The organism is Streptomyces sp. NPDC045778, assembly GCF_056431945.1.
The window spans coordinates 146,489-171,649 of the sequence record NZ_JBWKJZ010000009.1; the positions used below are offsets into that span (position 1 = coordinate 146,489).

22 protein-coding genes are annotated in these 25,161 nt (G+C 72.5%); 16 read left to right on the forward strand and 6 right to left on the reverse strand.

Annotation, left to right across the window (positions count from 1 at the left end; translation table 11 throughout):
- Positions 1–31 precede the first annotated feature (31 nt).
- Positions 32–1,204, forward strand: coding sequence for a serine hydrolase domain-containing protein (locus tag AC07GB_RS14380; RefSeq protein WP_478845093.1), 1,173 nt, complete (start codon positions 32–34; stop codon positions 1,202–1,204).
- An 81-nt stretch (positions 1,205–1,285) separates the two neighbouring features.
- On the opposite strand, the gene AC07GB_RS14385 is transcribed toward AC07GB_RS14380, so the two are convergent.
- The 4 genes from AC07GB_RS14385 to AC07GB_RS14400 all read right to left on the reverse strand — a co-directional run bounded on the left by AC07GB_RS14385 (position 1,286) and on the right by AC07GB_RS14400 (position 5,466).
- Positions 1,286–2,086, reverse strand: a complete 801-nt coding sequence (locus tag AC07GB_RS14385; RefSeq protein WP_478845095.1) for a GNAT family N-acetyltransferase — start codon at positions 2,084–2,086, stop codon at positions 1,286–1,288.
- A gap of 132 nt (positions 2,087–2,218) precedes the next feature.
- Complete coding sequence (locus AC07GB_RS14390; protein WP_478845097.1) at positions 2,219–2,689, reverse strand: hypothetical protein; 471 nt, start codon at positions 2,687–2,689, stop codon at positions 2,219–2,221.
- A 128-nt stretch (positions 2,690–2,817) separates the two neighbouring features.
- Positions 2,818–3,852 carry a sulfotransferase family protein gene (locus AC07GB_RS14395; protein WP_478845099.1) on the reverse strand — a complete coding sequence of 345 codons (1,035 nt, stop codon included), beginning with the start codon at positions 3,850–3,852 and terminating at the stop codon, positions 2,818–2,820.
- A gap of 135 nt (positions 3,853–3,987) precedes the next feature.
- Positions 3,988–5,466: an MFS transporter gene (locus tag AC07GB_RS14400; RefSeq protein ID WP_478845101.1), complete on the reverse strand. Its 1,479-nt coding sequence runs from the start codon at positions 5,464–5,466 to the stop codon at positions 3,988–3,990.
- A 239-nt stretch (positions 5,467–5,705) separates the two neighbouring features.
- Between AC07GB_RS14400 and AC07GB_RS14405 the strand changes: the two genes are divergently transcribed.
- From AC07GB_RS14405 to AC07GB_RS14425, 5 genes are all read left to right on the forward strand, one after another.
- On the forward strand, positions 5,706–6,710 hold the full coding sequence (locus AC07GB_RS14405; protein WP_478845103.1) for a YdcF family protein: 1,005 nt from the start codon (positions 5,706–5,708) through the stop codon (positions 6,708–6,710).
- Between the two features lie 524 nt (positions 6,711–7,234).
- Positions 7,235–7,981: an FG-GAP repeat domain-containing protein gene (locus AC07GB_RS14410; protein WP_478845105.1), complete on the forward strand. Its 747-nt coding sequence runs from the start codon at positions 7,235–7,237 to the stop codon at positions 7,979–7,981.
- A 233-nt stretch (positions 7,982–8,214) separates the two neighbouring features.
- Positions 8,215–8,871, forward strand: a complete 657-nt coding sequence (locus AC07GB_RS14415; RefSeq protein ID WP_478845107.1) for a helix-turn-helix transcriptional regulator — start codon at positions 8,215–8,217, stop codon at positions 8,869–8,871.
- Between the two features lie 150 nt (positions 8,872–9,021).
- Entirely contained in the window at positions 9,022–9,699 is a 678-nt protein-coding gene (locus tag AC07GB_RS14420) for a Pvc16 family protein (RefSeq protein ID WP_478845109.1), read from the forward strand.
- Entirely contained in the window at positions 9,696–11,741 is a 2,046-nt protein-coding gene (locus AC07GB_RS14425; RefSeq protein ID WP_478845111.1) for an ATP-binding protein, read from the forward strand. Before AC07GB_RS14420 ends, AC07GB_RS14425 begins: the two co-directional genes overlap by 4 nt.
- A gap of 53 nt (positions 11,742–11,794) precedes the next feature.
- Here the strand turns inward: AC07GB_RS14425 and AC07GB_RS14430 are convergent, their stop codons facing one another.
- Positions 11,795–13,210 (reverse strand): hydrolase, encoded by a 1,416-nt coding sequence (locus AC07GB_RS14430; RefSeq protein ID WP_478845113.1) that lies wholly within the window; start codon positions 13,208–13,210, stop codon positions 11,795–11,797.
- A 278-nt stretch (positions 13,211–13,488) separates the two neighbouring features.
- Between AC07GB_RS14430 and AC07GB_RS14435 the strand changes: the two genes are divergently transcribed.
- The 4 genes from AC07GB_RS14435 (at position 13,489) to AC07GB_RS14450 (ending at position 16,240) form a co-directional block, all read left to right on the forward strand.
- Positions 13,489–15,072, forward strand: coding sequence for a phage tail sheath subtilisin-like domain-containing protein (locus tag AC07GB_RS14435; RefSeq protein ID WP_478845115.1), 1,584 nt, complete (start codon positions 13,489–13,491; stop codon positions 15,070–15,072).
- Between the two features lie 63 nt (positions 15,073–15,135).
- Positions 15,136–15,579 (forward strand): phage tail protein, encoded by a 444-nt coding sequence (locus tag AC07GB_RS14440; protein WP_478845117.1) that lies wholly within the window; start codon positions 15,136–15,138, stop codon positions 15,577–15,579.
- Positions 15,579–16,085: a hypothetical protein gene (locus AC07GB_RS14445; RefSeq protein ID WP_478845119.1), complete on the forward strand. Its 507-nt coding sequence runs from the start codon at positions 15,579–15,581 to the stop codon at positions 16,083–16,085. Before AC07GB_RS14440 ends, AC07GB_RS14445 begins: the two co-directional genes overlap by 1 nt.
- Positions 16,082–16,240, forward strand: coding sequence for a DUF6760 family protein (locus tag AC07GB_RS14450; RefSeq protein WP_478845121.1), 159 nt, complete (start codon positions 16,082–16,084; stop codon positions 16,238–16,240). Before AC07GB_RS14445 ends, AC07GB_RS14450 begins: the two co-directional genes overlap by 4 nt.
- Positions 16,241–16,610: 370 nt before the next feature.
- Here AC07GB_RS14450 and AC07GB_RS14455 read toward each other — a convergent pair whose 3' ends face one another.
- Complete coding sequence (locus AC07GB_RS14455) at positions 16,611–18,002, reverse strand: hypothetical protein (RefSeq protein ID WP_478845123.1); 1,392 nt, start codon at positions 18,000–18,002, stop codon at positions 16,611–16,613.
- A gap of 1,169 nt (positions 18,003–19,171) precedes the next feature.
- Between AC07GB_RS14455 and AC07GB_RS14460 the strand changes: the two genes are divergently transcribed.
- From AC07GB_RS14460 to AC07GB_RS14485, 6 genes are read left to right on the forward strand one after another with little or no spacing between them, the layout of a single operon-like run.
- Positions 19,172–19,549: a hypothetical protein gene (locus AC07GB_RS14460; RefSeq protein WP_478845125.1), complete on the forward strand. Its 378-nt coding sequence runs from the start codon at positions 19,172–19,174 to the stop codon at positions 19,547–19,549.
- Between the two features lie 52 nt (positions 19,550–19,601).
- On the forward strand, positions 19,602–20,024 hold the full coding sequence (locus tag AC07GB_RS14465; RefSeq protein ID WP_478845127.1) for a phage tail protein: 423 nt from the start codon (positions 19,602–19,604) through the stop codon (positions 20,022–20,024).
- Positions 20,025–20,060: 36 nt separating this feature from the next.
- Positions 20,061–20,780, forward strand: coding sequence for a CIS tube protein (locus AC07GB_RS14470; RefSeq protein WP_478845129.1), 720 nt, complete (start codon positions 20,061–20,063; stop codon positions 20,778–20,780).
- Positions 20,780–22,687 (forward strand): VgrG-related protein, encoded by a 1,908-nt coding sequence (locus AC07GB_RS14475; RefSeq protein WP_478845131.1) that lies wholly within the window; start codon positions 20,780–20,782, stop codon positions 22,685–22,687. The genes AC07GB_RS14470 and AC07GB_RS14475 overlap by 1 nt, the downstream gene beginning before the upstream one ends.
- 54 nt (positions 22,688–22,741) lie before the next feature.
- The gene (locus tag AC07GB_RS14480; protein WP_478845133.1) at positions 22,742–23,194 is read left to right on the forward strand and encodes a GPW/gp25 family protein; all 453 of its coding nucleotides are present in this window, start codon (positions 22,742–22,744) and stop codon (positions 23,192–23,194) included.
- Positions 23,194–25,152 carry a putative baseplate assembly protein gene (locus tag AC07GB_RS14485; RefSeq protein WP_478845135.1) on the forward strand — a complete coding sequence of 653 codons (1,959 nt, stop codon included), beginning with the start codon at positions 23,194–23,196 and terminating at the stop codon, positions 25,150–25,152. The genes AC07GB_RS14480 and AC07GB_RS14485 overlap by 1 nt, the downstream gene beginning before the upstream one ends.
- Positions 25,153–25,161 lie beyond the last annotated feature (9 nt).

A 25,161-nucleotide genomic window follows, 5' to 3' on the forward strand; every position in this document is an offset into this window, starting at 1 on the left:
AATGATCATCATTGACTCATGGGGGATACGCATGTCCGAGCGCGGGATGCGGAAGAAGCGGGCCTTCCTGCGGGGCGCGGCCGTGGCGATCAGCGCGGCGGTGGCCTTCACCTGCGCCGCCGGCACCGGGAGCGCGGCCGAGCAGGGCGGCAGGCACGAGGCCACCCAGCGCGCCCTCGACGCGCTGGAGCGGGCCGGGATGCCGGGGGTGGCCGCCGAGGTGAGCGGGCCGCGGGGCAAGTGGTTCGGATCCGCGGGGTACGCCGACACCGCGACGAAGCGGGGGCGCACCGCGGCGGACCACCTGCGCGCGGGCAGCAACACCAAGTCCTTCATCTCCGTGGTCCTGCTCCAGCTTGAGGCCGAGGGCAGGCTCAGCCTCGACGACTCGGTCGAGCGCTGGCTGCCGGGCCTGCTCAAGGGCAACGGCTACGACGGCACCAAGGTGACGATCCGTCAGCTCCTGAACCACACCAGCGGCGTGCACGACATGGTCTCCACGCCGGAGTGGCGGAAGCACATGAACGGGCCGGGCTTCCTCGCCCACCGCTACGACGCCTGGACGCCGCAGCAGATCGTAGACCTGGCGCTCACGTACAAGCCCGACTTCGAGCCCGGCACGAGCTGGAACTACTCCAACACCAACTTCGTGATCGCGGGCATGGTCATCGAGAAGGTCACGGGTCGCACCTACGCGCACGAGGCCGAGCGGCGCATCATCAAGCGCCTGAAGCTGCGCGAGACCACCTTCCCCGGCACCGACCCGAAGATGCCGGCCCCGCACGCGGTCGGTTACTCCAAGCTGTACGCGACCGACCCCGGTCCGGAGATCTACGACGCCACGGAGTACAACCCGGCGTGGTCGGGCGCGACCGGCGAGATCATCAGCACCACGGGGGACCTCAACCGCTACTACAGCGCGCTCTTGAAGGGTGATCTGCTGCCCGCCGCCCAGCAGCGGGAACTCCTTGACACCGTCAAGACGGGCACCTTCTTCGACTACGGCGCCGGACTGATCGTCCGCACCCTGTCGTGCGGGGTGAAGGTCTACGGCCACGACGGCATCGTCTGGGGCTCGCTCACCAGCACGGCGACGACGGCCGACGGCAAGCACACCCTGACCTTCCACCTCAACGGCGACTGGCTGGAGGACGGCAAGCCCTACGAGGACGTCTTCGAGGCGGAGTTCTGCCCTAAGGGTTAACCGACCGCCCGCGCGCTCACCCGGCCGGCCGCTGCTCATCGGCGGCGGTCAGCCGGGTGCGCGAGCGGGGCTGTGCGCAGGTCAGCCCTTCAGTCCGTAGAAGTGGATCGGCGAGTTCGGCCTGAAGCCGATACGCGGATACACGGGCGCCCCCGCCTCGGTGGCGTGCAGGACGGCGCGGGTCAGGCCGGTGGCACGGGCGCCCTCGTGCAGGGCCTTGCGCGTCACCGCCTCGCCGTAGCCCCGGCGCTCCCACGCCGGGTCCGTGGCCACGAGCGCCACGAAGAGCCGCCCTTCCGCCGCCATCGTCGCCGCGCACGTCACCGGCACGCCGTCCCGCAGGCCGAGGTAGGCGTGCACCTCGCTCGTCCACAGCGTGGACCCGACGAGGCCGGCGCGGCCGTCCTCCAGGGTGAACCCGTAGGCGCGCGCGTTCAGATCCGCGTACGCCTGCACCTGTTCGTCCGTGGTCACGCGTACGAACGTCAGGTCCGGATGGGACGGCTCGGGGATGGGCAGGAAGTCCCCGGCCATGCCGGTGCCGGGGAAGGCGTACTCAAGTCCCGCCTTGTCCGCCGCCTTCCGCACCTCCGCGCGCGCCTCGTCAGCGAGCAGGTCCTCGAAGAGCCACAGGTATCCGGGGCGTTCCTTCGCGCGCATGAGGTCCGCCACCTGGCTCAGGCGCTCCTCGACGAGCGCCGTGTCCGCGTCGACCTCGGTCAGCGTGACGCAGTTCCAGAACACGAACCGGCTGTCGGCCCAGCGCACGGCGATGCCCGGCAGGTCCCGCACATCGGCGTCCGCGTCGAGGTCGAGCGCCATGGCGCGCCACACGGTGGCGAGCTGCTCCATCGACTCGATGGACTCCGTACGATCCGTCATCAGAAACCCCCTGAGCAGTGTCACTTGATCATGGTCTGTCCCCTGGGGCGCCTGTGCGCGCCCCAGGGGACGTCTGAGCCGTACGCTACTTCGCGGTGGCTCCGTGCGTCGGGCCGGCCGGGTCCGGGCGGATCAGATGCCCATGGAGGCCAGCTCCATCGCGGTGCGGTAGTTGCGGGCGGCGTTCACCACGCAGACGCGGTACGTGCGGTTCTCCTTGACCACGAGGAAATAGTCGCGCAGTTGCTTCCAGTAGTTCCGCAGGTAGCTCAGGCCCGGGAGGAACGCCGGGGGTCTGGGGACGAGGGCGAAGGCCTCGGAGCAGCGCAGGATCTCGCCGGTGGCCTGGGAGAGCACGTCGGCGACGTCGGTGTTCATGTCCCAGCCCGCGGCCTGGTCGGGCCAGATGGCGGCGGCGATCTGGCGCAGCTGCTCCTGTCCCTCGGGCGGCAGGGAGCCGAGCAGGACCCCCTGTGCCGTCGTCGTGCGGTGCGCGGTCGTGGTGTCCGCCGCGTTCGCGACGGAGGCCGTGCCGGTGGCCAGTACGCCGCCGACGACCAGGGTCGCGACGGCGGGTATCAGGCGGGTCCGCTGGAGGGTCATCTCTGGTGCTCCTTGGTTTGGTTCGGCTGGACGTGCCAGCCGAACGTCACACGAGGGCGGGAGCGGGGCAACGGGATCACCCGGCACTGGCCGAGAACCGCCCTGCAAAAGGCGATCGCGTGTCTCCGTCACCTGCCGCGGTGCCCTCCCAGGGCGCGTGTGCCCGCGGCGCAGCTCGCCCTCAGCTCGTCCAGCTCCGCGTCCGTAAGGCTCCGGGCGGAGCCCCGCCGCTTGTGGTCGAGCAGGGCGCAGGCGCCGTCCAGCCACCGCGGGAGCGGTTCGACGCCGATGAACGCGGCCAGGCGGGTCAGTTCCTCGCGGGGTGCGTCGAGGAGGTCCTCGTAGGCGAGCGTGGCGCTCTGACCGGCGGGGAGCCGGCGCAGGAACTCCGTTGCCTCGGTGACGAGTTCCGACCAGAGGCTGCCGAACGTCCGCAAGGGGATGTGCCGGTCGCGTACGAGGGCGGGGTCGAAGCGGTCCGCGAGCAGGGGCGAGAGGTCCGCGGGCAGCGCGCGTACGTGGGCGTCGGTCAGGTCGGCGAGGTCCTTCACGCCTGTCCGCGCCTTGATCTCACGCATCAGGGAAATCGCGCGGTAGCCGGGGTGGCGGCTCATGGACAGGGCGCAGTCCGGGCCGTCGCGGAACAGGTGCACGAACCGCGCGTGCGGGAAGGCGGCCCGCAGCTGCGGGGCCCGGCCGGTGGAGTAGCCGGAGCGCTCCACGACGGCGGTGCGCCCGAACCGCGCGCGGAGCAGGTCGAACAGCGCCTCGTGGTGGTCGGCCGCGGTGCGCTCGGGCCAGGTGACCACCGCCGCGCCCAGTTCGTCGAGGAGCCCGTCCGGGTCGTCGGTGAGGTGGGGCAGGACCATGAGGGAGAGCGCGGGGATGCCGGTGGTCTCCGACGCGTACCGGCCGGGGCGGCGCGTGTAGAGGAACTCCGGCAGCGGCACCCCGCTGCGGATCATCCGCTCGAAGTGCGGGGCGGGCCGGAACAGCGTCTGCCAGAACTCCTCGCCGGTCACTTTCCCTTCGGGGAAGGCGGCGCCGCCCACGGAGGCCACGAACTCGTTGAGGCTGAGGACGTCCGGATGCGAGTTGAGCATGCGGGACAGCGCGGTCGAGCCGCTGCGGCCCGTACCGATGACGAAGGTCAAGGTGCGCAAAGGTCACTCTCCGAGAACGCGGGGGACGGACACGGGGGTCGCCGCGAGCGACGCTCCGCTGTGGCCGGCGCCGCCGTCCGGCGCCCGCCAGGGGTTCTCCCCCACCCCGCCCCCGGCCATCCGCCCCGGCGGCGGTCAGCTCGGGGTGCCCGGGGGTGTCGCGGTGGACAGGGGGGCCGCGATGTCCTCCAGGGAACGGCGTTCGGCGTTGACGGCCAGGGCGGCGGCGACCAGCCCTGCCAGGGTCATCAGGGCCGCGCCGACCTGGAAGGCGAGCACCGTGTCGCCGACGACGCCGGACTCGGTCAGCTTCGCGAAGAGGAGGGGGCCGCTGATGCCGCCCGCCGCCGTGCCGATGGCGTAGAAGAAGGCGATGGCCATGGCGCGGGTCTCCATGGGGAAGATCTCGCTCACGGTCAGATAGGCCGAACTGGCCCCGGCGGAGGCGAAGAAGAGCACCACGCACCAGCAGGCCGTGAGGGTCTTCGCGGTGAGGTGTCCGCCGTCGAAGAGCCAGGCCGTGACGAAGAGCAGAAGGCCGGAGAGCAGATACGTACCGGAGATCATGATCCGGCGGCCGAGGGTGTCGAAGAGACGGCCGAGCAGGAGCGGCCCGAGGAAGTTGCCGACCGCCATCACGGCGAAGTAGTAGCCCGTGGAGCCGCTCGGCACGTCGTAGAACGTGGTGAGGATCGTGCCGAAGCCGAAGGTGATCGCGTTGTAGAGGAAGGCCTGGCCGATGAAGAGGGACAGGCCGAGGGTCGCGCGCTTGCGGTAGGTCGAGAGCACGGTGCGGGCGATGACGCCGAAGCCGATGCCGGCGCGCGGATGGACCGTGATCTCACCCTCCGGCTCCGGGAGCGGGCCGCCCTTCTCGGCCGCGATCCTCTCCTCCACGCCGGTGACCAGTTCCTCCGCCTCCTCGGCGCGGCCGTGCAGGAACAGCCAGCGCGGGCTCTCCGGGACGTTCCGCCGCACCAGCAGGATGACCAGGCCGAGGACCACGCCGAGGGCGAACGTCAGCCGCCAGCCGACGTTCATCGCGAAGAGGTCGGTGTCGAGCGCGAGCACCGACAGGAGGGCGCCGCCCACCGCGCCCAGCCAGAAGCTGCCGTTGATGATGAGGTCGACGCGGCCCCGGTAGCGCGAGGGGATCAGCTCGTCGACAGCGGAGTTGATGGCCGCGTACTCGCCGCCGATGCCGAAGCCGGTGAGGAAGCGGAACGCGAAGAACCACCAGCTGGAGAAGGACACCGCGGTCAGCGCGGTCGCCGCCAGGTAGACGGCGAGGGTGATCAGGAAGAGCTTCTTGCGGCCGTAGCGGTCGGTGAGCCAGCCGAAGAACAGGGCGCCCGAGCAGGCGCCCGCCACATACAGGGCCGCGGCGATGCCTGTCACCTGCGCCGCGCTGACGGGCAGCCCGCTGCCCTCCTCCGACAGACGGCTCGCGATGCTGCCGACGACCGTGACCTCCAGGCCGTCCAGGATCCACACGGTGCCGAGCCCGATGACGACCGTCCAGTGCCAGCGCGACCACGGGAGCCGGTCCAGGCGCGCCGGTACGGAGGTCGTGATCGTGCCGGTCCGCGTGTCCGCCCGGTCGTCCGTCGCCATGGCCGCCTCCTTCGCCCGCGCGGCCGGGGCTGTGTACCCGGTGTCCCCGGTGGCCCCGGCCGCACCCCGTCCGTCGCGTAACACCGCGTTCCCTGTGCGTCTCGGCGCACACGTTCCCGGAGACCGTACGACGGACAAAGGCGGCAACCTACGACATCCGGCCCGCGACCCGGGGCCCGTGCGGGCGGTGTCGTGGGGGGCGGCCGCCGACCCGTGCCGGGCCCGCCTACGCTGTGCGCGTGTGGGTATACGCGCCGGCGGCGCTGCTCTTCCTCGTCCTCTGCTGGCGGGTGCTGCGTGAACGCCGGAAGTTCAGCAACGCCGTGCTGCTGGGCCTGACCGCGCTCAGCGCCCTCGTCGCGTGGATCGCCGAGCTGATCAGATCCGGTTCGACCTCGGGGACGGTCGTCGCCGGCTCGGTCCTGGCGGTCGGGGCGCTCGGCATCCTCCTGCTCACGTGTCTGCTGTTCCTCAACGGCCTCCAGATGGTGCGCAAGGAGGGCCGCAGTCTCACCAACCTGTTCTCGCTGATGGCCGCGGTGGCGGTCCTCGCGGTCATCGCCCTGCTGATCACGGCGGCGGTGGTGCGGACACCGCCGCTGCTCGGCGCGGGCGCGACGGCACTCGGGCTGACCTGCTACCTCTCGTTCCTGTTCCTGTGCTTCGTCGGCTACTCCTTCCTCTACGGCCGCCTCTACGTGCGCCGCAAGGCCGACTTCGTGGTGGTGCTCGGCTCGGGTCTGATCGGCGGGTCCACCGTGCCGCCCCTGCTGGCCGGCCGGCTCGACCGGGCCCGGGAGGTGCACGCGCGGCTCACCAAGCGCGGCAACTCCCCCACCGTGATCACCTCGGGCGGGCAGGGCCCTGACGAGGACCTGCCGGAGTCCCACGCCATGGCCGCCTATCTGACGGACCGCGGCTTCCCCGAGGAGCTGATCGAGCGGGAGGACAAGTCGACGACCACGGAGGAGAACCTGCGGTTCAGCAAGGCGATCATGGAGAAGGCGAGCCCCGGCTACCGCTGCGTCATCGTCACGAACAACTACCACGCCTTCCGAGCCGCCCTCACCGCCCGGCGGATGGGGATCCGCGGGCAGGTGGTGGGCTCGCCCACCGCCACGTACTTCTGGCCCAACGCGACGCTCCGCGAGTTCACGGCCATCATCGTCGCGTACAAGCGGACCAACGCGGCTGTGTTCCTGCTGTTCGTCGTCGGGGGCGTCCTGGTGTGGGCGACGCGCTGACGGCAGTGCCGTGAGCGGCGGTCACGGGAGGCCGGCGACGCCGGGCGGCGGACGGGCGCCGCGGGTGGCGAGCAGGCGCCGCGATCCGCTCCGCGGGCACCCGGGCGCGACGAGGACCAGCACCTGACGTGAGGCGCCATTCATCCATAGGGCGCCGCCATTCACCAGGCGTCGTCGATCCCCGGACGTCCTCCGCCACGCAGCACACCGGCCGCTCGCGTGCCGCCTAGGGCGGCGGCCCCAGAACGGCGAGGTGGCCCGCACGCCTCGCTCACGCGGCTTCGCGCGTCCCATCCCCGCGTTCCAGGCGGCTTACGTTTCACCTGTTCAGAGGCCGTTTCGGTGTTCCAGTGTCCCCAACTCCCCGGCATTCCTGGCGCCCGGGGCGGGTGACCGCGCATGCTCGATCCGTGCTCGGCGGACGGATCTCCACGTCCCGCGTCGGGCCTCGTCGCCGCACGGGACGCGGTGCGAGGCCTGGTTCTGGAGCACGGTAGAGCAGCAATGACATGAGGAGTTCGTAGATGTTTCGCAAGCGCTCACGTCTGATCGCCGCGCCCGTCGCGGCTGTCGCCCTGACCCTGACGGTCGCCGGTTACGAGGCCAGCGCGGCCGGGTCGTCGGGCTCGGGCGGCGCGGAACGGTCGGGCCAGGCCGCTCGGGCGGCGGCCGCGTGTCTGTCCGACGCCACGACGCTGGTCGGCGACCTCGACGGCGACGGCCGCCCGGACAAGATCAGCAACCCCGGTCACACCGGCACCAAGATGACGATCCAGTGGGGCAAGGCCGACGGCACGTTCGGCAGCGCGCAGACCGTCAGCAAGCTCGTCGGCAAGCGGACCGGAGAGGTCGCGACCGCCGCGGTCGCCGACTTCCAGAACGACGGCAAGCTGGACCTGGTCGTCAACATCGTCAAGCCGTCCGGCGTGGACGACCCCGCGACGGCCCGCGTCGCGGACTACCGTCCCGGACCGCTCAAGCGGTCGAACCTCAGCTCCACCCGCACCCGCCACCTGGACATCGGCGACGCCGGCGAGGCCAAGCAGCTCCGGATCGCCAACTACGGCGGCGACGCCTACCCGGACCTGGCGATCCTCAGCAACGCCGGTGACGGTGTCTGGGAGCGCAACGTGCGGCTGACCAAGGCGAGCAGCGGCCCGGGCAAGTACAACGCGGAGCACGAGCAGAAGTACGGCGCCTGGGGCACCCCGGCCGAGCCGCCGTCCATGCCCAGCAAGGGCTGGAAGCACTTCTACAAGCCCTGCTCCTGACCCCCACCGGGCGCCGCCGGCCCACCGGGCACCGGCGGCGCCCGGCCCTCCCGGGACCGGTCACGGCCCCCGGCCGGGGGCGAGCCGGCGGGCGACCCCTCCGGCTCGCCCCCAGCCGACGCGGGCAGCCCCGGCCCCGCGGAAGCGCCGGTGCGTCCTGCCCTTCTAGACGCGCCCTTTCGCCGTGCTCCGCGAGGCGCGCATCGCCGCAGCCGCAGAAGTGAGGAACCCCCTTGTCCAGCTCGCCCCCGGGCCCCGTCGCCGCCGCGCCGAAGCCGAACCGGGTCCGGCTCACCGTCACCGCTCCCGATCCGATCAGCCGCGAGGGAGTCCTCAGCCAGCTGCGCCGGTACCCGGAGGTCGAGCTGTGCGAGGACCCGGCGCCCGCCACGGTCGCCCTGCTCATCGAGGACACGCTCGACGAGGGCGCGCTCACCCGCCTTCGGCGCACCGTGCGCAGCGACGGCGTGCGTGCCGTGCTCGTGGTGGGCACGGTCCGCGAGCACGAACTCCTGGACGTCATCGAGTGCGGTGTGGGCGCCATCGTCTGGCGCCGCGAGGCCACCGCCCGCCGTCTGGTGCAGGCCGTCCTCACCGCCGCCAAGGGTGGCGGCGATTTACCCTCCGACTTGCTGGGACGTCTCATCGGCCAGGTGGGACGCCTGCACCGGGGCTGCGCCGACCAGCCGGGGGGCTTCCTGGGCCTGGCCCAGCGCGAGGTGGACGTCGTGCGTCTCGTCGCCGAGGGCTTCGACACCTCGGAGATCGCCCTCAAGCTGTCGTACTCCGAACGCACCGTCAAGAACGTGATGCACGGCCTCACCACGCGCCTGCACCTGCGCAACCGGGCGCACGCGGTGGCCTACGCCCTGCGGGAGGGCTACATCTGACCGGCCGGGCCACGGCGTCCGCCCCTTGGGGCAGCCGCGCTGCCCCGCCGCCGTCCCCGCCGTGCCTGCGCTCGGGAGGGCGCGGGGGGAACGATCGGTGGCCGGGCCCAAAGAGTCGGCACGGCGCGGACGCCGGGCGGGAGCGCGAGAGTGATTCATGAGGTGGACGAGGTCCTCAAGGGCCTCATCGGCGGCGGGGCGCTCGCCGGTTCCGGCATCGACGTGTCCTTCGACGTGCCCACCCGCGACTGGGCGGCCCGGCGCAACGCCCCCGTGGTCAACGCGTACTTGTACGACATCCGGGAGGACGTGTCCCGGCGGCAGCGCGGCCGCACGGGGCTGCGGGACGAGCGGGCCGTGGTGGTGCGCCACCGCAGGCCTCCGCGCTGGTTCCGCCTCTCCTACCTGGTGACGGCCTGGACGAAGACGCCACAGGACGAACACCGGCTGCTGTCCGCGGTCCTGGCGACGCTGCTCCCTCACGAACTTCTCTCCGCCGACGAGCTGCCGGAAGCGCTCGGGCGCCTCGGTCTCGCGGTGCCGGTGGCGGTGGGCGGCTTCCCGTCGGAGGCCCGCTCCCTCGCCGACATCTGGTCCGCGCTCGGCGGCGAACTCAAGCCCTCCGTGGACCTCGCGGTCACGGTGCCCTTCCCGGCGTACCCCGACTACGACGCGGGTCCCCCGGTCACGGAGGGCGCGGCGGTCCGCGTGGGCGGGATGGACGGCGGCCCGCCCCGGTCGGCGGAGCGCGCCCACCGGCCCCACCAGGTGGCGGCGGCCCGCGCCGCACACGAGCAGGCGGCGGGGAGCCGCACGGAGCAGCCATGAGCACCTCGGCCCTGGACACCTCGTCTCCCGCGGCCGGTGGGCCCGCGCAGCCCGGCGGGCCGGACCCGGCGCGCTCCCTCCTCGACAGGCTCGCCGCGCTGCGGCGATCGGTCGCGGCCCTGGTCGAGCACCGCTCCGCCGACGACCCCACCGCACACGACCCGCTGCGCGGCCTGTACGTGTCCCCGGAGGCCGTGAGCCGGCTGCTGCGCGCCCCGGAGACCACCGCACCCGAGAACGACGTACGTGGTGAAGGGCCGGCGCCGCGGCCGGACGACGCCGGTGACCGGCTGGCCCGCACGGCCGCGCGGCTGCGGCTCACCGAGCTGGACACCGCCGTGCTGCTCATCGCCCTCGCGCCCGAACTCGACCGCTCCTTCGAGCCGCTGTACGGCTACCTCAACGACGACGTGAGCCGCCGCCGCGCCACCGTGGGCCTCGCCCTCGACCTATGCGGGCTGCCGCCGCATCTGCCGGAGGCCCGGGCCCGGTTCCATCCGTCGGCGCCGCTGCGGGCCCTTGGCCTGCTGGCCGTCGAGGACGCCGACCGCCCGCTGCTCACCCGCGCGCTGCGCGTCCCGGACCGGCTCGTCGCGCATCTGCTGGGTGACGACACGCCGGACGCCGCGCTCCTCGGCCGTGTGCGCGCCCTGCCCGATCCGCTGCCCGCGCCGGAGCACGACGAGTCCTTCGTCCGCCGTCTCGGCGCCCGGCTCGGGGACGGCCCTGTCACCGCCTACCTGTGGGAGCACCGCCAGGGTGACGCCCTGGCCACCCTCGCCCGTGCCCTGCGCGCGGCGGGCCTCGACGCGCTGTGCTTCTCCGGCTCCGCGGACGGCGTCCCCGAGCTGCTGCGGGAGGCCCGGCTCAGCGGCCGGGCGGTCGTCGTGTGCGGCCTGCCGGAGCACCCCGGCCCGATGGTGGCCGAGTTGACCGCGGCCACCGACGTGACCGTGCTGCTCGCCGACCCCCTGCCCTACGACCCGCTATGGTCCGCGCACGACCCGCTGGTGCTCCAGGCGCCCCGGCACGCGGCAGGGGGCACCGCCGCGTGGCGGACCGCGCTCGGCCCGGACGCCGACGGCTTCGACCTGGCCGGCACCGTGGCCCCGTACCACCTCGGGGGTGAGCGCATCGCCCGGGCCGCCCGCGCCGCCGCGGCGCTCGCCGCCTTCGACGGGACGCCGCTCGGCGCCGCCCATGTGCGGCTCGCCGCGCGGCAGCAGTCCGCGTCGGGGCTCGAACGGCACGCCCGGCGGATCCGGCCCGCGGTGGACTGGGGGGACCTGGTCCTGCCCGACGGGCCCCTCGCCGAGCTGCGGGAACTCTCCCTGCGCGCCCGGCACCGCGACCGGGTCCTCGGCGACTGGCGGCTGAGCGCGGGCGGCGGCCGTGGGCGCGGCGTGCTCGGTCTCTTCGCGGGCGAGTCCGGCACCGGCAAGACGCTGTCCGCGGAGGTGATCGCCGCCGACCTCGGGGTCGACCTGTACGTGGTCCAGCTGTCCTCGATCGTGGACAAGTACGTCGGCGAGACCGAGAAGAACCTCGAACGGATCTTCACGGAGGCCGACCGCACGGACGCCGTGCTCCTCTTCGACGAGGCCGACGCGGTCTTCGGCCGGCGCTCGGAGGTCAAGGACTCCCATGACCGGTACGCCAACATGGAGAGCGCCTACCTGTTGCAGCGCCTGGAGTCCTTCGACGGCATCGCCCTGCTCACCACCAATCTGCGGGCCAACATCGACGACGCGTTCACCCGCCGTCTGGACCTGGTGGTCGACTTCCCCTTCCCGGACGCGGGACAGCGGCTCGCGCTGTGGCGGCACGGTCTGTCGCACGTGCCCCGCGCCGAGGGGATCGACGTCGGCTCCCTCGCCCGGGAGTTCGAGCTGGCGGGCGGCGCCATCCGCAGCGCGGTGGTCACCGCCGCCTATCTCGCCGCCGGCCGGGACGAGCCCGTGGGGGCGGTGGACCTGCGGGAGGGCGCCCGCCGCGAGTACCGCAAGGCGGGGCGCCTGGTGCCGGGCGAAGCGAGCTGGTGAGGGGGCGGGCGGCAGCCGCCCGCCCCCTCAGCCGTGCGTGGCGGGCCGGGGGTTCAGACCCTGAGGCGGATGCCCTCCAGCTGGCGGTCCTCCTCCATCGGCGCGCCCGCGTAGAAGTCCTTGCCCTCCGGGGTGCACACCTCCTGGATCCACTCCGTGTCCTTCGCGTAGGCCTCGAAGCACACGGAGCCGTCGGGGACGCTGATGCTGAAGCCCTCCATGGGGTAGTTCGACTCCTCGTCCCCGATGTACAGGTCCTCCCCGTCCCCCGCGTTCTTCCAGTCGTCCCCCGCGCGCCAGTGCTCGGTCACGTAGGCGGCGGTGGCGTTGACGCCGCCCGTGCCGGACACCGCGATGTTGAGGGACCGGATCGGCTTGTCCTGGCCCACCGTGCCGGCCTCGTCGCCGTCGCACACCGGGGCCTGCCAGCCCTCGTCCTGTACGTAGGCGCGATAGCAGACGTGCCGGCCCTCGCCGTCCGCGGCCAGCTCGCGCACCGCGTCGGCAGCGGTCTGCTCCTCGGGCTCCTCCTCGCCGGAGTCCTCTCCCCCGCCGCCGTCCTCGCCGCCGCCTCCGCCCTCGGGCTTCTGCGACGAGCCGCCCTCGGGCTCGGCCGCGGGTTCGTCGTCCTTCTCCTCGTCCCCTCCTGCGGGCGGGCTCTTGGCGGGGGCGGGGGGAGCGACCGGCTTGATCTTGCCCGCTTCCGCGGGCTTCTCCCGCGCCACGCTCTTGACCTGCGGCTGGTAGGCCATCCAGATCATCACGAAGGTGACGGCCAGGGCGAGGAGAAGGCCGAAGGTGGTGGCCAGCCAGCCCGGCAGGACGCCGCGCTGCACGAAGGTGCCGTCCACCTCCGTCGGTTCGGTCCCGGAGCGCCGCACCGCGAGTGAGTACGGCTGCTCCCCCTTGGAGCCGAACCAGGTGATCTGCCGGGGCCGCAGCGTCACCTTCACGAACGCGGCCCGGCCCGGCTCGATCTGCACGTTGCCCGGCTGGATGTCGTACGAGAGCCGGTCGCCGGTGTCACTGCCGTTGAGCGAGGCGGTGACCTTGGTGTTGCCGAGGTTGTCCACCGCGAGCTTCGGCCGGGCCCGGAACCGCCCCTTCACCGTCGGCGGCACCAGTTCGGCGCGCACCTCGGTGAAGGGGGTGATGGTCAGGTTGCCCTCGGGGACGACGACGGCGTCCGGATGTTCCGTCGGCGTGACCCGTACGGCGTACGGGTTCGGTCCGGCGGTGGCGTCGGGCGTGCGGGGCGGCGCGAACGTCAGCTCCACCGCGCCGGTCGTCCCGGGGTAGAGCCGCAGTGTCCGCGGCTCGACCGTGGTCCAGGGGGCGAGGTCACCCACCGGTTCGAAGCGGTACTCGTCGACGATGTCACCGGTGTTGCGCACCCGCAGCCGCACTGTGGTGCTGTCTCCGGGGTCGACGGTCGCTGAGGCAGGTTCCAAAGAGGTCCAAAGGCTCACGCCTCGACGCTAGGAGGGTCCGCCACCGCCGTCAGGAGGCGGCCGGGCAGACCCTGTTGCCCGCAGGGGCGGAGGTGGGTGCCCCTGTCCCCTCCCACTTACCCACCGCCTGGCTCCGCGGCGTCACCGGCCGGTCCGGCACGGCGGCCGGGGGCCGCGCGGGGTGCCCTTGAGGGCAGGGGCGTTGCCCGGCGACCGGCACCCGGGGACGTTTTGGCGGCGGCACGCGCCCGTCAGGGTGAAGTCGTCCCGTCTCGTACCCCGGAGGAGAGCAGAGCATGCCGTCCTACCTGTCGCCCGGCGTCTACGTCGAGGAGGTGGCCAGTGGTTCGCGCCCGATCGAGGGGGTGGGCACCTCCGTCGCGGCCTTCGTCGGCCTCGCGCCGACCGGACCGCTGAACGAGCCGACCCTGGTGACGAACTGGACCCAGTACGTCACCTCCTTCGGCGACTTCACCGACGGGTACTACCTGGCCCACTCCGTGTACGGCTTCTTCAACAACGGGGGTTCCGCCGCGTACGTGGTGCGCGTCGGCGGCTCCGCCGATGACGGCGAGGCCGCCGCGGAGGTGGCCGGGCCCGCGGCTGCCGCGGCCCTGCCCGCCGCCGAGCCGAGGCAGCTCGGTACGTTCTCGGTGGTGGCCACGGCCCGGGGCGCGCACGGCCCGCTGACGGTGGAGGTCGCCGACCCCGAGGGCGAGGGCCCGGCCGAGCGCTTCAAGCTCATCGTCAAGGACGGCGACAAGCCGGTCGAGACGTTCGACGTCAGCGCCAAGAAGGGCAACCGGGCCTACGTCGTCACCCAGGTGAAGGAGCGCTCCAAGCTCATCACCGTGACGGAGGCGGCAGCGGCGGCGCAGCTCGCCCGCCCCGAGAACCAGACCGTCACCCTGGCCCTGCCCCCGGCGCCCGCGCCCCCGCCCGCCCCCGTCGAGCAGGCCGCGACCGCGCACCCCGGTCCGGCCCAGTACCTCGGTGACTCCGCGGACCGTACGGGCTTCGGCGGCCTTGAGGCCATCGACGAGATCTCCATGGTCGCGGTGCCCGACCTCATGGCCGCCTACCAGCGGGGCACGATCGACCTGGAGGCCGTCAAGGCCGTACAGCTCGGGCTCATCGCCCACTGCGAGCTGATGGGCGACCGGGTCGCGGTCATCGACCCGCCGCCGAGCCTGAATGCCCGTCAGATCCGGGTGTGGCGCCAGGAGACGGCGGGCTACGACTCCAAGTACGCGGCGCTTTACTACCCCTGGCTGAAGACCTTCGACCCGGCCACGGGCCGGGTCCGCCTGATGCCGCCCAGCGGGCACGTCGCCGGCATCTGGGCCCGCAACGACGCCGAGCGCGGCGTGCACAAGGCGCCCGCCAACGAGGTCGTGCGCGGCGCGGTCGACCTGGAACTCCAGATCACGCGCGGCGAGCAGGACCTGCTCAACCCGATCGGCGTCAACTGCATCCGCGCCTTCCCCGGCCGTGGCGTGCGCGTCTGGGGTGCCCGCACCCTGTCGTCCGACCCCGAGTGGCGCTACCTGAACATCCGCCGGTACTTCAACTACCTGGAGGAATCGATCCTCATCGGCACCCAGTGGGTGGTGTTCGAGCCGAACGACCACGCCCTGTGGGCCCGCATCCGGCGCAATATCTCGGCGTTCCTGGTCAACGAGTGGCGCAGCGGCGCCCTCTTCGGCCGCCGACCCGACGAGGCGTACTACGTGAAGTGCGACGAGGAGACCAACCCGCCGGAGTCGGTCGACCTGGGCCGCGTCGTGTGCGAGATCGGCGTCGCGCCGGTCAAGCCGGCGGAGTTCGTGATCTTCCGGCTTTCCCAGTTCTCCAGCGGGAGCGGGGAGTTGGAGGAGTAGCCGCCCCGGCCGGTCCCGGCCCGCCCGCTCGCACACCACCAAGCCTAGAAGGACAGCGAATCCATGAGTCTCATGCAGGGTGACTCCCTCACCTCACACAACTTCGGTCTGCAGATCGACGGGGTGATGGTCGAGTACCTCTCGGAGGTCAGCGGCCTCACCATCGAGCAGGACGTCATCGTCAGCCAGCAGAACACCGCGCAGGGGCAGATCGACACCAACCTGCTGCCGGGCGTGCAGAAGAACGGTCAGTGCACGGTGGTGCGCGGCATGACCCAGTCGGCCTCGTTCACCCAGTGGATCAACGACTCGATCAACGGCCGGATGAGCACCGCCCGCAAGAACGCCTCGATCATCATGATGGACTACGAGGACAACCCGGTGAAGCGGTACAACCTGCGCAACGCCTGGTGCAGCAAGATCGACGCGAGCACCCTCAAGGCGGGCGAGGCCTCCGCGCTGACCGAGACCGTGACCATCGTCTTCGAAGAACTGGTCATCGAGTAATGCGACGCACGGCTGTCGGTGCGCCGGGCCGGGGCACGGCCCCCGCGGCGGCGCCGGCTCCTCAGAGCGCGGCGGCGGGAGCGGGGTCCCCGTCCTCGTCTCCCGCCGCCGCTTCCCCCGGGACCGCGCCTCGGGAGCTGCGCACCGAGTTCCCCTTCCAACTGCCGCGCGGATACGTCGACGAGGCGGGGGCCGTACACCGGGACGGGGTGATGCGCCTGTCGACGGCACGGGACGAACTGGTCCCGCTGCGCGACGTCCGCGTCCAGGAGAACCCGGCGTACCTGTCGGTGGTGCTGCTCGGGCGCGTCATCACGCGCCTGGGCACTCTCGCGACGGTGCACGACGGGACGGTGGAGAACATGTTCGCCTCCGACCTCGCGTTCCTCCAGGACTTCTACCGTCAGATCAACGCCGAGGGCCACACCCGCGCCGCGGTTCAGTGCCCGCACTGCTCCGAGCCGTTCGAGGTGGAACTCGGCGGGAGCCGCCTGGGGGAATCGTGACGTACGCGACCGACCGACTGCACGAGGAGATCGCGTACGTCGCCTACCACTTCCACTGGAACCTGGAGACGATCCTGGACCTCGAACACCACGACCGCCGCCGTTACGCGCACCAGATCGCGTCCTTCGTGGCACTCGCCGGGGCGGAGGGCTGAACGGTGGGGTTCTTGGACCGGTTGCGTGGCGCGCGGGCGCGGGTGCGGGTGCGGGTGCGCGGGGGCGGCAGCGAAGGCGGGCCGCCCGGTGGCCCGGGCCGGCCTGCGGGGCAGGGCCCCGGTGAGGGCCCGGTGGCGGGTTCCGCCGACACCGGTGAGGTGTCACGGGCTGCCGCCTGGTCGGGGCTGCCGCCGATTCAGCGTGCCGTCGGTGGGGAGGTGGCCGGGGTCGCCGACGCCGCGTTCGGCAGGCGGCTGCCGACGTGGCAGGACCCCTCCTTCACGGTGGCGTCGTCCCGCACCAGGGTCCTGGACGGCGCCGGCGGCGGCCTGCTCTCCTCGGCGCCGCTGACTGATCCGGCGCGGCCGGTCACGGGGCTCGAAGGGGCCGTGAGCGCGGTGTCCTGGACGGTTGCGCAGCGGGAGCCGGTGGGGCGGGGGGTGCCTGTCGCTCCGCTGCGCGAGGCGGAGCCGGGCTCGCCGACGCCGCCTCCGCCGCGGACACCCGCGCCTTCGCCGCCTCCGCCGCGCCCCTCTTCGCCAGCATCGCCGCGCACACCTTCACCGCCTCCGCCGCGCCCCTCTTCGCCGGCATCCCCGCACACGCCTTCGCCGTCTTCGTCGCGGGCGCCGTTGCCGTCTTCGTCGCGGGCGCCTTCGCCGTCTTCGTCGCGGGCGCCTTCGCCTCCGTCGCTTTCACTGCGGCCCTCTTTGTCGGCATCGCCTCGCGCGCCTTTGCCTTCGTCGTCTCCGTCTCCGGCGCGGCCCTCTTCGCCGTCTTCGTCGGGGCCGCCCTCGCCCTCGCCAACTCCGGCGCGGCCGACTTTGCTGGCTTCGCCGCAGTCCTCTTCGCCGCCTCCGGCGGGGCCGCCTTCGCCGACCCCGCCGCAATCCTCTTTGTCGGCTTCGCCGCGGACCGCCTCACCGTCCCCGACGCAGGCACCCTCACCCTCCCCAACTCCGGCGCAGCCGCCACTACTGGCATCGCCACAGACCACTTCGCCATCCCCGGCGCAGGCACCCTCACCCTCGCCGACTCCAGCGCAGCCGCCACTACTGGCATCGCCGCAGTCCTCTTCGCCGTCTCCGGCGGGGCCGCCTTCGCCGACCCCGCCGCAATCCTCTTTGTCGGCTTCGCCGCGGACCGCCTCACCGTCCCCGACGCAGGCACCCTCACCCTCGCCAACTCCGCCGCAACCCTCTTTGCCAGCATCGCCGCAGTCCTCTTCACCATCCCCGACGCAGGCACCTTCGCCCTCGCCGACTCCAGCGCAGCCGCCACTACTGGCATCGCCACAGACCTCTTCACCATCCCCGACGCGGCCGCCTTCGCCGACCCCGCCGCAATCCTCTTTGTCGGCTTCGCCGCGGACCGCCTCACCGTCCCCGACGCAGGCACCCTCACCCTCGCCGACACCAGCGCAGCCGCCACTACTGGCATCGCCACAGACCTCTTCACCATCCCCGACGCAGCCGCCTTCGCCGACCCCGGCACAGTCCTCTTTGCCAGCATCGCCGCGAACCACTTCACCGTCCCCGGCACAGGCACCCTCACCCTCACCAACTCCGGCGCAGCCGCCTCTACTCGCATCGCCACAGACCTCTTCGCCATCCCCGGCGCAGGCACCCTCACCCTCGCCGACTCCGGCGCAGCCTCCTTTGCCGTCCCCGGCGCGGACCTCTTCATCGTCCTCGTCGCAGGCACCTTCACCGCCTTCGTTGCGGTCCTCTTCGCCTTCGTCTTCTCCGTCGCCGTCAGCACGGCCTATGCGGCCTTCCTCGTCCGGGGCGCCTTCGCCGTCTGAGGCGTCCGCCGCACCGCCCGTGTCCTCGGCGGGGCCCGTAGTGAGGGCGTTGGGACCCGGTGCTCCCAGCGGTCCGGGTGGTCCTGGTGGATCCCGTCGGTCCATGGGGACCGGCGGATCCCCGGGGCCGAGCCGGGCCCCCGGGGGCGCCGAACCCGTGGGCCCGGGCAACCAGCCGGGGCCCGCGGCCTCCACGGTGCCGCCCGCGCGCTCTGGGCCGCCTGCCAGGCAGGGTTCTGCCGCACAAGGCTCTGTCTCGCACAGCCCCGTTGTGCAGACGAAACGGCGCGCGCGTCCCTCGTCCAAGGGGCAGCGGGCGGGCTCCGGCTCCTTGCCGAGCCGTGCGGTGTCCACTCCGCCCTCCTCTGCCGGGTCATCGTCAACAGCATCCGCAGGGGTAGTGGCTTCCGGCCCGTCCGGAGAGGCGTCCGGCGGGTCACCTGCCGTGCCCTCGTCGACTGTCACCGGGAACGACCGGCCACATGACGAGAGGTCGCCCGCGCCCGAGCCTTCGGTCTCCGCCCCGGCCCCGGTTCGCCGTGCTCATGTGGCGCCCGTGTCCCCTGTCACCTCCTCGCCTCGCCCCCTCACCTCGGCACCGACCGTGTCGACGGCGGTTCAGCGTCGCGTTCTGTCCGTGGCGCGCCGCGAAGTCGCTCCGACGCGCACGACACGTGGTGGTGCGAGCGAGGGTTCCGCATCGGCCGACCTGCCGGTAGCACCCACCAGCGGCATGACCGGCGAGGTAGCGCGCGGCCCGGTCCGTCGCACCCCTTCCGTCGACAGCCCGCAGCCGGTGCAGCGAGCCGTCGGGCCGGGGAACCTGGGGGCGTCCGGCGTACGTTCGTCGGCACCTGGCACTCCGGGAGAGGCACGCGGTACGCCGAGCCGGCCTGCCGGACCGAGCCGCGCTGTCGCGGCCTCATCCAAGGCGACACCCGCCTCGGAGCCCTCAGTACAGGCAGCGGCCTCCCCGAAGGCATCACCCCCCGTGCAGCGCCCGGCGAAGAGCACCCCTGGCCCCACCGCCCCACCCACCTCAGCCCCTTCGCCCGGAGCCGCAGTACAGCGCAGCACCGCGCCCGGAAAGGCCCCCCGCCCCGGCCTCGGCGCGCCCGTAGCCTCCGTGCCCCCGGCGCCCGGAGCCGGGGAGCTGGCGGTCCAGCGGAGTCCCTTCTCCGCGGTCCGTACCCTCGCCGCCTCCTCGGCCGCCACGGTCGCCGACACCCTGGGCCGCGTCGGGCCGCACAGGACGGAGCGTCCCGACGACCCGCTGCCCCCGTACACCCCGAGCCCGAGCCCAAGCCCGGCTCCGACCCCGGCCGAACCGGCGCCGCCCGGCTACACGCGGGTCCCCCAGGAGACCTTCGACCCCAAGGACCTGTCGGACTTCCAGATCGACGAACTGGTGCACCGGATGGTCGGCCGCATCACCCGGCTGATCCGTACCGAACTCCGCATGGACCGGGAGCGGATCGGCAGGCTCCGTGACGACCATCGCTGAGCCCCGCCCGTTCCGCGCACCCCAGCAGCGACGACAGAAAGGCCCCCGCACGATGCCCCGCCAGGACCCGGGCTCCACGATGTGGTTCCGTCTCTCCATCGACGGCGAGAGCCTCGGCTACTTCAACGGCTGCGACGGCCTGTCCTCGCAGGTGGAGGTCGAGCACCGGCAGGAGGGCGGCAACAACGGCTTCGTGTGGCAACTGCCGTCCCGCGTCACGTTCTCCACCATCCGGCTGACCCGTCCGCTCACCCCGGACACCGCGAAGGTCGCCAAGTGGATCTCGTCGGTGCAGACCGGGATCAAGCGGCCCACCGCCGAGATCGCGGCCCTGCGCGCGGACGGCTCGGAGGTCGCGCGCTGGGGGCTGATCGACGTGCTGCCGGTCAGCTGGCAGGGCCCCCGCCTCGATCCCGCGAGTCCGGCCGTCGCCACGGAGGTCCTGGAGATCACCCACCACGGGTTCACGGACTGAGCGGCGGCGGCGACCGGAGAGGAGCGGGAGACCCCCATGCCCAAGAGCAAGAACACAGGACAGAGCCTGGTGCGCGCCAGCCTCGCCATTCACGAGCCCCCCATCGGCATCAGCGCCCTGCCGGGAGGCCTGATCAAAACCTTCGACTTCGACTTCAACCCGGCGCAGCTGACCATCGGCCGCCGCGCCACCTGGACGGTGACCCCGGCGGCAAGCAACCGGGACGGCGCGAAGCCGGAGTTCATGGGGGCGTCGCCGCGTGAGATGAGCGTGGAGATCTTCCTCGACTCGTCCGACAAGCCGTCGAGCGAGACGGTCCTGAAGAAGGTGGAGGCGCTGCTCGACTGCTGTGTGGTGACCGCCAAGAGCAAGAAGGCCGACCAGCCGTCGCCACCGTGGGTGCGCTTCCAGTGGGGGTCGTTCGCCACGGCCCGGTTCACGGCGTACGTCAGCTCCGCCGATGCCTCGTACACCCTCTTCGGCACCTCGGGGGTGCCGATCCGGGCCACCTGCCAGCTGCGGCTGCACGAGATCCCCGGTGACCCCCTGGGGCAGAACCCGACCTCCGGCGCACTCACCGCGCAGCGCGTGCACCGGGTCGTCGCCGGTGACTCGCTCCAGTCCCTCGCCTGGCGCGAATACGGCGACGCGACGGTGTGGCGGGCCATCGCCGAGGCCAACGGGATCGACGACCCGTCCGTGCTCACGTCGGGTACCGAACTCGTGCTGCCCGCCGTGCAGGAGGTGACCCGCTGATGGCCCACACCGCGTTCTCCAGCATCATGAAGGTGAAGCTCGGCGGCGACGAGCTTCCCGCCAAGTACGAGCCGATGTTCGTCGACGGCTGGGTCGACCAGGGGGCCGGGGCGCCCGCGGCGTTCCGCCTCACCTTCCGCGACCCGTACCGGCTGCTCCTCAAGGAGCTGAACGTCCAGTTCGGCACCGCGGTGGAGCTGACCCCGGTGGCCGACGGGCAGGGAGTCGGCAACCCGCTGCTCACCGGCGAGGTCACCGCCCTGGAGGCCGACTACGACGGCACCGGTTCCTTCACCGTCATCCGCGGCTACGACCTCGGGCACCGCTTCCTGCGGCGGCGCCGCGTGGTCGCGTACACGAACGAGACCGCGTCCTCGATCGTCAGGACGCTGGCCGGACTCGCGGGCGTGCCTGTCGGCACCATCGAGTCCTCCGGCGCGAACTACGAGTTCATCAGCCAGGCCAACGTCACCGACTGGGACTTCATCGCCCGCCTCGCGGACGAGAACGAGATGGTGATGTCCCTCGACGCCGAAGGGAAGTTCAACTTCGTCAAGCCTAAGCCCTCGTCGGCCGCGCCCTCGCCGAAGAGCGACAAGGATCCTCTCGTCCTGAAGTCGGGGGTCGACATCCTGCGGCTGCGCACCTCCGTGACCGCCGCCGACCAGGTGGCCGAGGTGGAGGTGCGCGGCTACGACGTCGCCACCGCGCGCGAGATCGTGGAGACGTCGCGCCGCGCCAGCAGCCCCGTCTTCTCCATCGGCACCTCGCCGCGGAAGGCCGCGGCCGCCTTCAAGAAGACCAAGCTCGTGCGGACCTCCATGCCCTACGACAAGCGGCCCGAGGTCAAGCAGGCCGCCGACGCCCTCTTCGACGATGTGTCGTCCTCCTTCTCCGAGCTTGAGGTCGTCGTCCACGGAAACCCCGAGCTGCGCCCCGGTGTGCCCGTGGCGCTCTCCGACGTCGGCTGGCCCTTCCAGGGCAAGTACACGACGACCTCCGTGCGGCACGTGTTCGGCAACGGGCAGCGCTACGAGTCCTGGGTGACCGTCAGCGGCCGCCAGTGGCGCTCCCTGTACGGGCTGACCTCGGGCGGCACGCAGAGCCAGCCGCGGCTTCCCGGCGTGGCGAACGCCATCGTCACGGACGTCGACGTGAAGGACGAACAGGCCCGTGTGAAGCTGAAGTTCCCGTGGCTCGACGACACGTACGTCAGCGACTGGACGCGCTGCGTGCACTTCGGCGGCAAGCGCGGCGGCGGGATCTTCCCGCTGGACGTGGGCGACGAGGTCCTCGTCGGCTTCGACCGGGGCGCGCTCGACCACCCCTTCGTGATCGGCGGGCTCTACAACGGCAAGGACAAGCCGACGCGCAACAAGGCCCCGCTGTACTCCGGGGCGCGCAACCAGGCCAGCCGTCACACCATCTCCGACCGCACCGGCAACCGCGTGGACCTGCTCAGCCAGCGCGTGGGCAGCCACCGGGGCGTGCGGGTCGCCACGGGCGACGACAAGCTGACCGTGCACCTGGACCGGGCCAAGACCGAGATCACCGTGGACAGCAAGGGCTCGGTCACCATCAAGGGCAGCCGCTCCGTGTCCGTCAGGGCGGGCACGGACCTCACCCTGAGTGCCAAGCGCAACGTGTCCATCCAGAGCGGCGGGACGCTCGACGTGCGGGCCGCGGCCGCCGTCAACGTGAACGCGCCGACCGGAGCGTTCAGCGTCACCTCGGGGCTGTTCAACGTCAAGGCGGCGGGCGCGGTGAGCATCAGCGCGGTGGGCGCGGCGTCCATCAACTCCGTCGGCCCGGCGTCGCTCACCTCGGCGGCCATGACGAGCCTGACCGGCGCCAACCTCGCGTTGACCGGCGTCCTCCGCATCAACGGGAAGCCGCTGCCGTTCTGATGACCCACCCGAACCCGTACCGCGTGAGCGGCAGAAGAGAGCGGTGACCTATCGATGGCCGAACAATTCGTCGGCTCCGGCTGGGCGTTCCCGCTGCGCATCGGTCCCACCGGAGGCATCGCCCTGGTCAGCGGGGAGCGCGAGATCGAGGAGGCCATCCGGCTCGTCCTCGCCACCGCTCCGGGCGAGCGGCCGATGCGCCCGGAGTTCGGCTGCGCCATCCACGACCTGGTGTTCGCCCCGGTCAACGAGCAGACCGCGGGCCGCATCCAGCACGAGGTGCATCTGAGCCTGGACCGCTGGGAGCCACGCATCGAGGTCCAGGACGTGACGGTCAGCCCGGGCGCCGACCAGAGCGTGCTCTACATCGACGTCCGGTACGCGATCCGCGGCACGAACAACCCGCGCAGCCTCGTCTTCCCCTTCTACGTCATTCCCTCCCACGAGGAGCCAAGGGCCGCGGAGACGTCCGACGGCCCCGGCGGCTCCCCCGAAAGCGACCGCTGATGCCCCTGCACTCCCCCAACCTCGACGACCGCCGCTTCCAGCAGTTCGTCGACGACGCCAAGCGCTACATCCAGCAGCGCGCCCCGGAGTGGACCGACCACAACGTCTCCGACCCCGGCGTCACCCTCGTCGAGACGGTCGCGCACATGGCCGACCAGATCGTCTACCGCCTCAACCGGGTGCCGGAGAAGAACCACCTGGCCTTCCTCGACCTCGTCGGCATCACGCTCTTCCCGCCGACCGCAGCGCGTACGGACGTCACGTTCTGGCTCTCCGCGCCCCGGGAGGAGGCGGTGGCGGTGCCGGTCGGCACCGAGGTGACCACCCTGCGCACGGAGCACGAGGACGCGGTCGTCTTCGCCACCGAGCGGGAGCTGCGCATCGTCCCCTCCGCGCTCGCGCGCCTGGTGGTGCAGCGCCGCGGGGAGCCCGTCGCCGACCGGAGCGCCGACCTCGCCGAGGGCAACGACGTGCTGTGCTTCACCGAGGCGCCGCGCCCCGGGGACTGCCTGCTGTTCGGTCTGACGTCGGCCGTCCCGCACTGCGCGGTCGCGCTGGAACTGGACAGCCGGGTCGACGGCGTCGGTGTCGACCCCCGTCAGCCGCCGCTCGTGTGGGAGGCGTGGACCGCGGACGGCTGGCAGCCGTGCGAGGTCCACCGCGACGGCACCGGCGGCCTCAACCGGCCCGGCGACCTCGTCCTGCACGTGCCCGGCGGCCACGTCCTGTCCCGCAACGCAGGGCACGAGGGCGGCTGGCTGCGCTGCCGCGTCACCGAACCCCTGCCCGACCAGCCCTTCTACGCCAGCTCGCCGACGGTGCGCGCCGCCGAGGCCTGCACGGTCGGCGGCACCACCCGCGTCGTCCACGCCGAGACGGTGAACGACGAGGCCCTCGGCGAGGCCACCGGACTTCCCGGGCAGCGGCTGCGGCTCGCCCACGCGCCGGTCGTCGGCGACGACCCGCCGGTGCTGCTCCAGACCGCCGAACACGACGCCTGGCAGGACTGGCGGGTCGTACCGCACTTCGCCGAGTCCCGGCCCGACGACCGGCACATCACCCTCGACGCGGCCACCGGTGACATCGCCTTCGGCCCCGCGGTCCGCGAACCCGACGGCTCCCTGCGCCAGTACGGCCTCGTCGCCCCCCAGGGAGCCGTCATCCGGGCCCGCCGCTACCGCACCGGCGGCGGCCGGGCCGGCAACGTGGCCCGCGGCGCGATCCGCGTCCTGCGCACCTCCATCCCGTACGTCACCGAGGTCGTGAACGCGGAGGCCGCGCGCGGCGGGGTCGACGGCGAGACGGTCGAGGAGGCCAAGCTCCGGGCGCCGATCACGCTCCGCGCCCAGGAGCGCGCCGTGACGCTGCGCGACTACGAGGAACTCGCCCGGCGCGCCGCCCCGGAGACCGCCCGCATCACCTGTCTCGAGGGCGACCCGGACGCGCACGGGGCGTACGCGGTGCGCGTCCTCGTGGTGCCGCAGGCGGTGCCCGACCCCGGCGGCCGGCTGCGCTTCGAGCAGCTCGTGCCCGACGACGCGCTGCTCGACCGCATCACCCGCCATCTCGACGAGCGCCGCCTCATCGGGACCCGGCTGGCCGTGGGCCCGCCCTACTACCAGGGCGTCACCGTGGTGGCCACGGTCCACGCCTTTCGCGGGGTGGAGACCGACCAGGTGCGCCGCGCGGCCCACGACGCCCTGTACGAGCACCTCGACCCGCTCTGCGGGGGCGCGGACGGCCGCGGCTGGTCCTTCGGCCGACCGGTGCAGGCCGGGGAGGTCTTCGCCGTGCTGCAACGGGTGCCCGGCGTCGAGCTGGTCGACGAGGTCGTCCTGCATCCCGCGGACCCGCTGACCGGCAAGCGCGGCGAGCCGACCAACCGCATCGACCTGGAGCGGTCCGCCCTGGTGTTCTCCTTCGACCACCGCGTCCGCGTGATCGGAGACACCCCATGACGCGCGCGA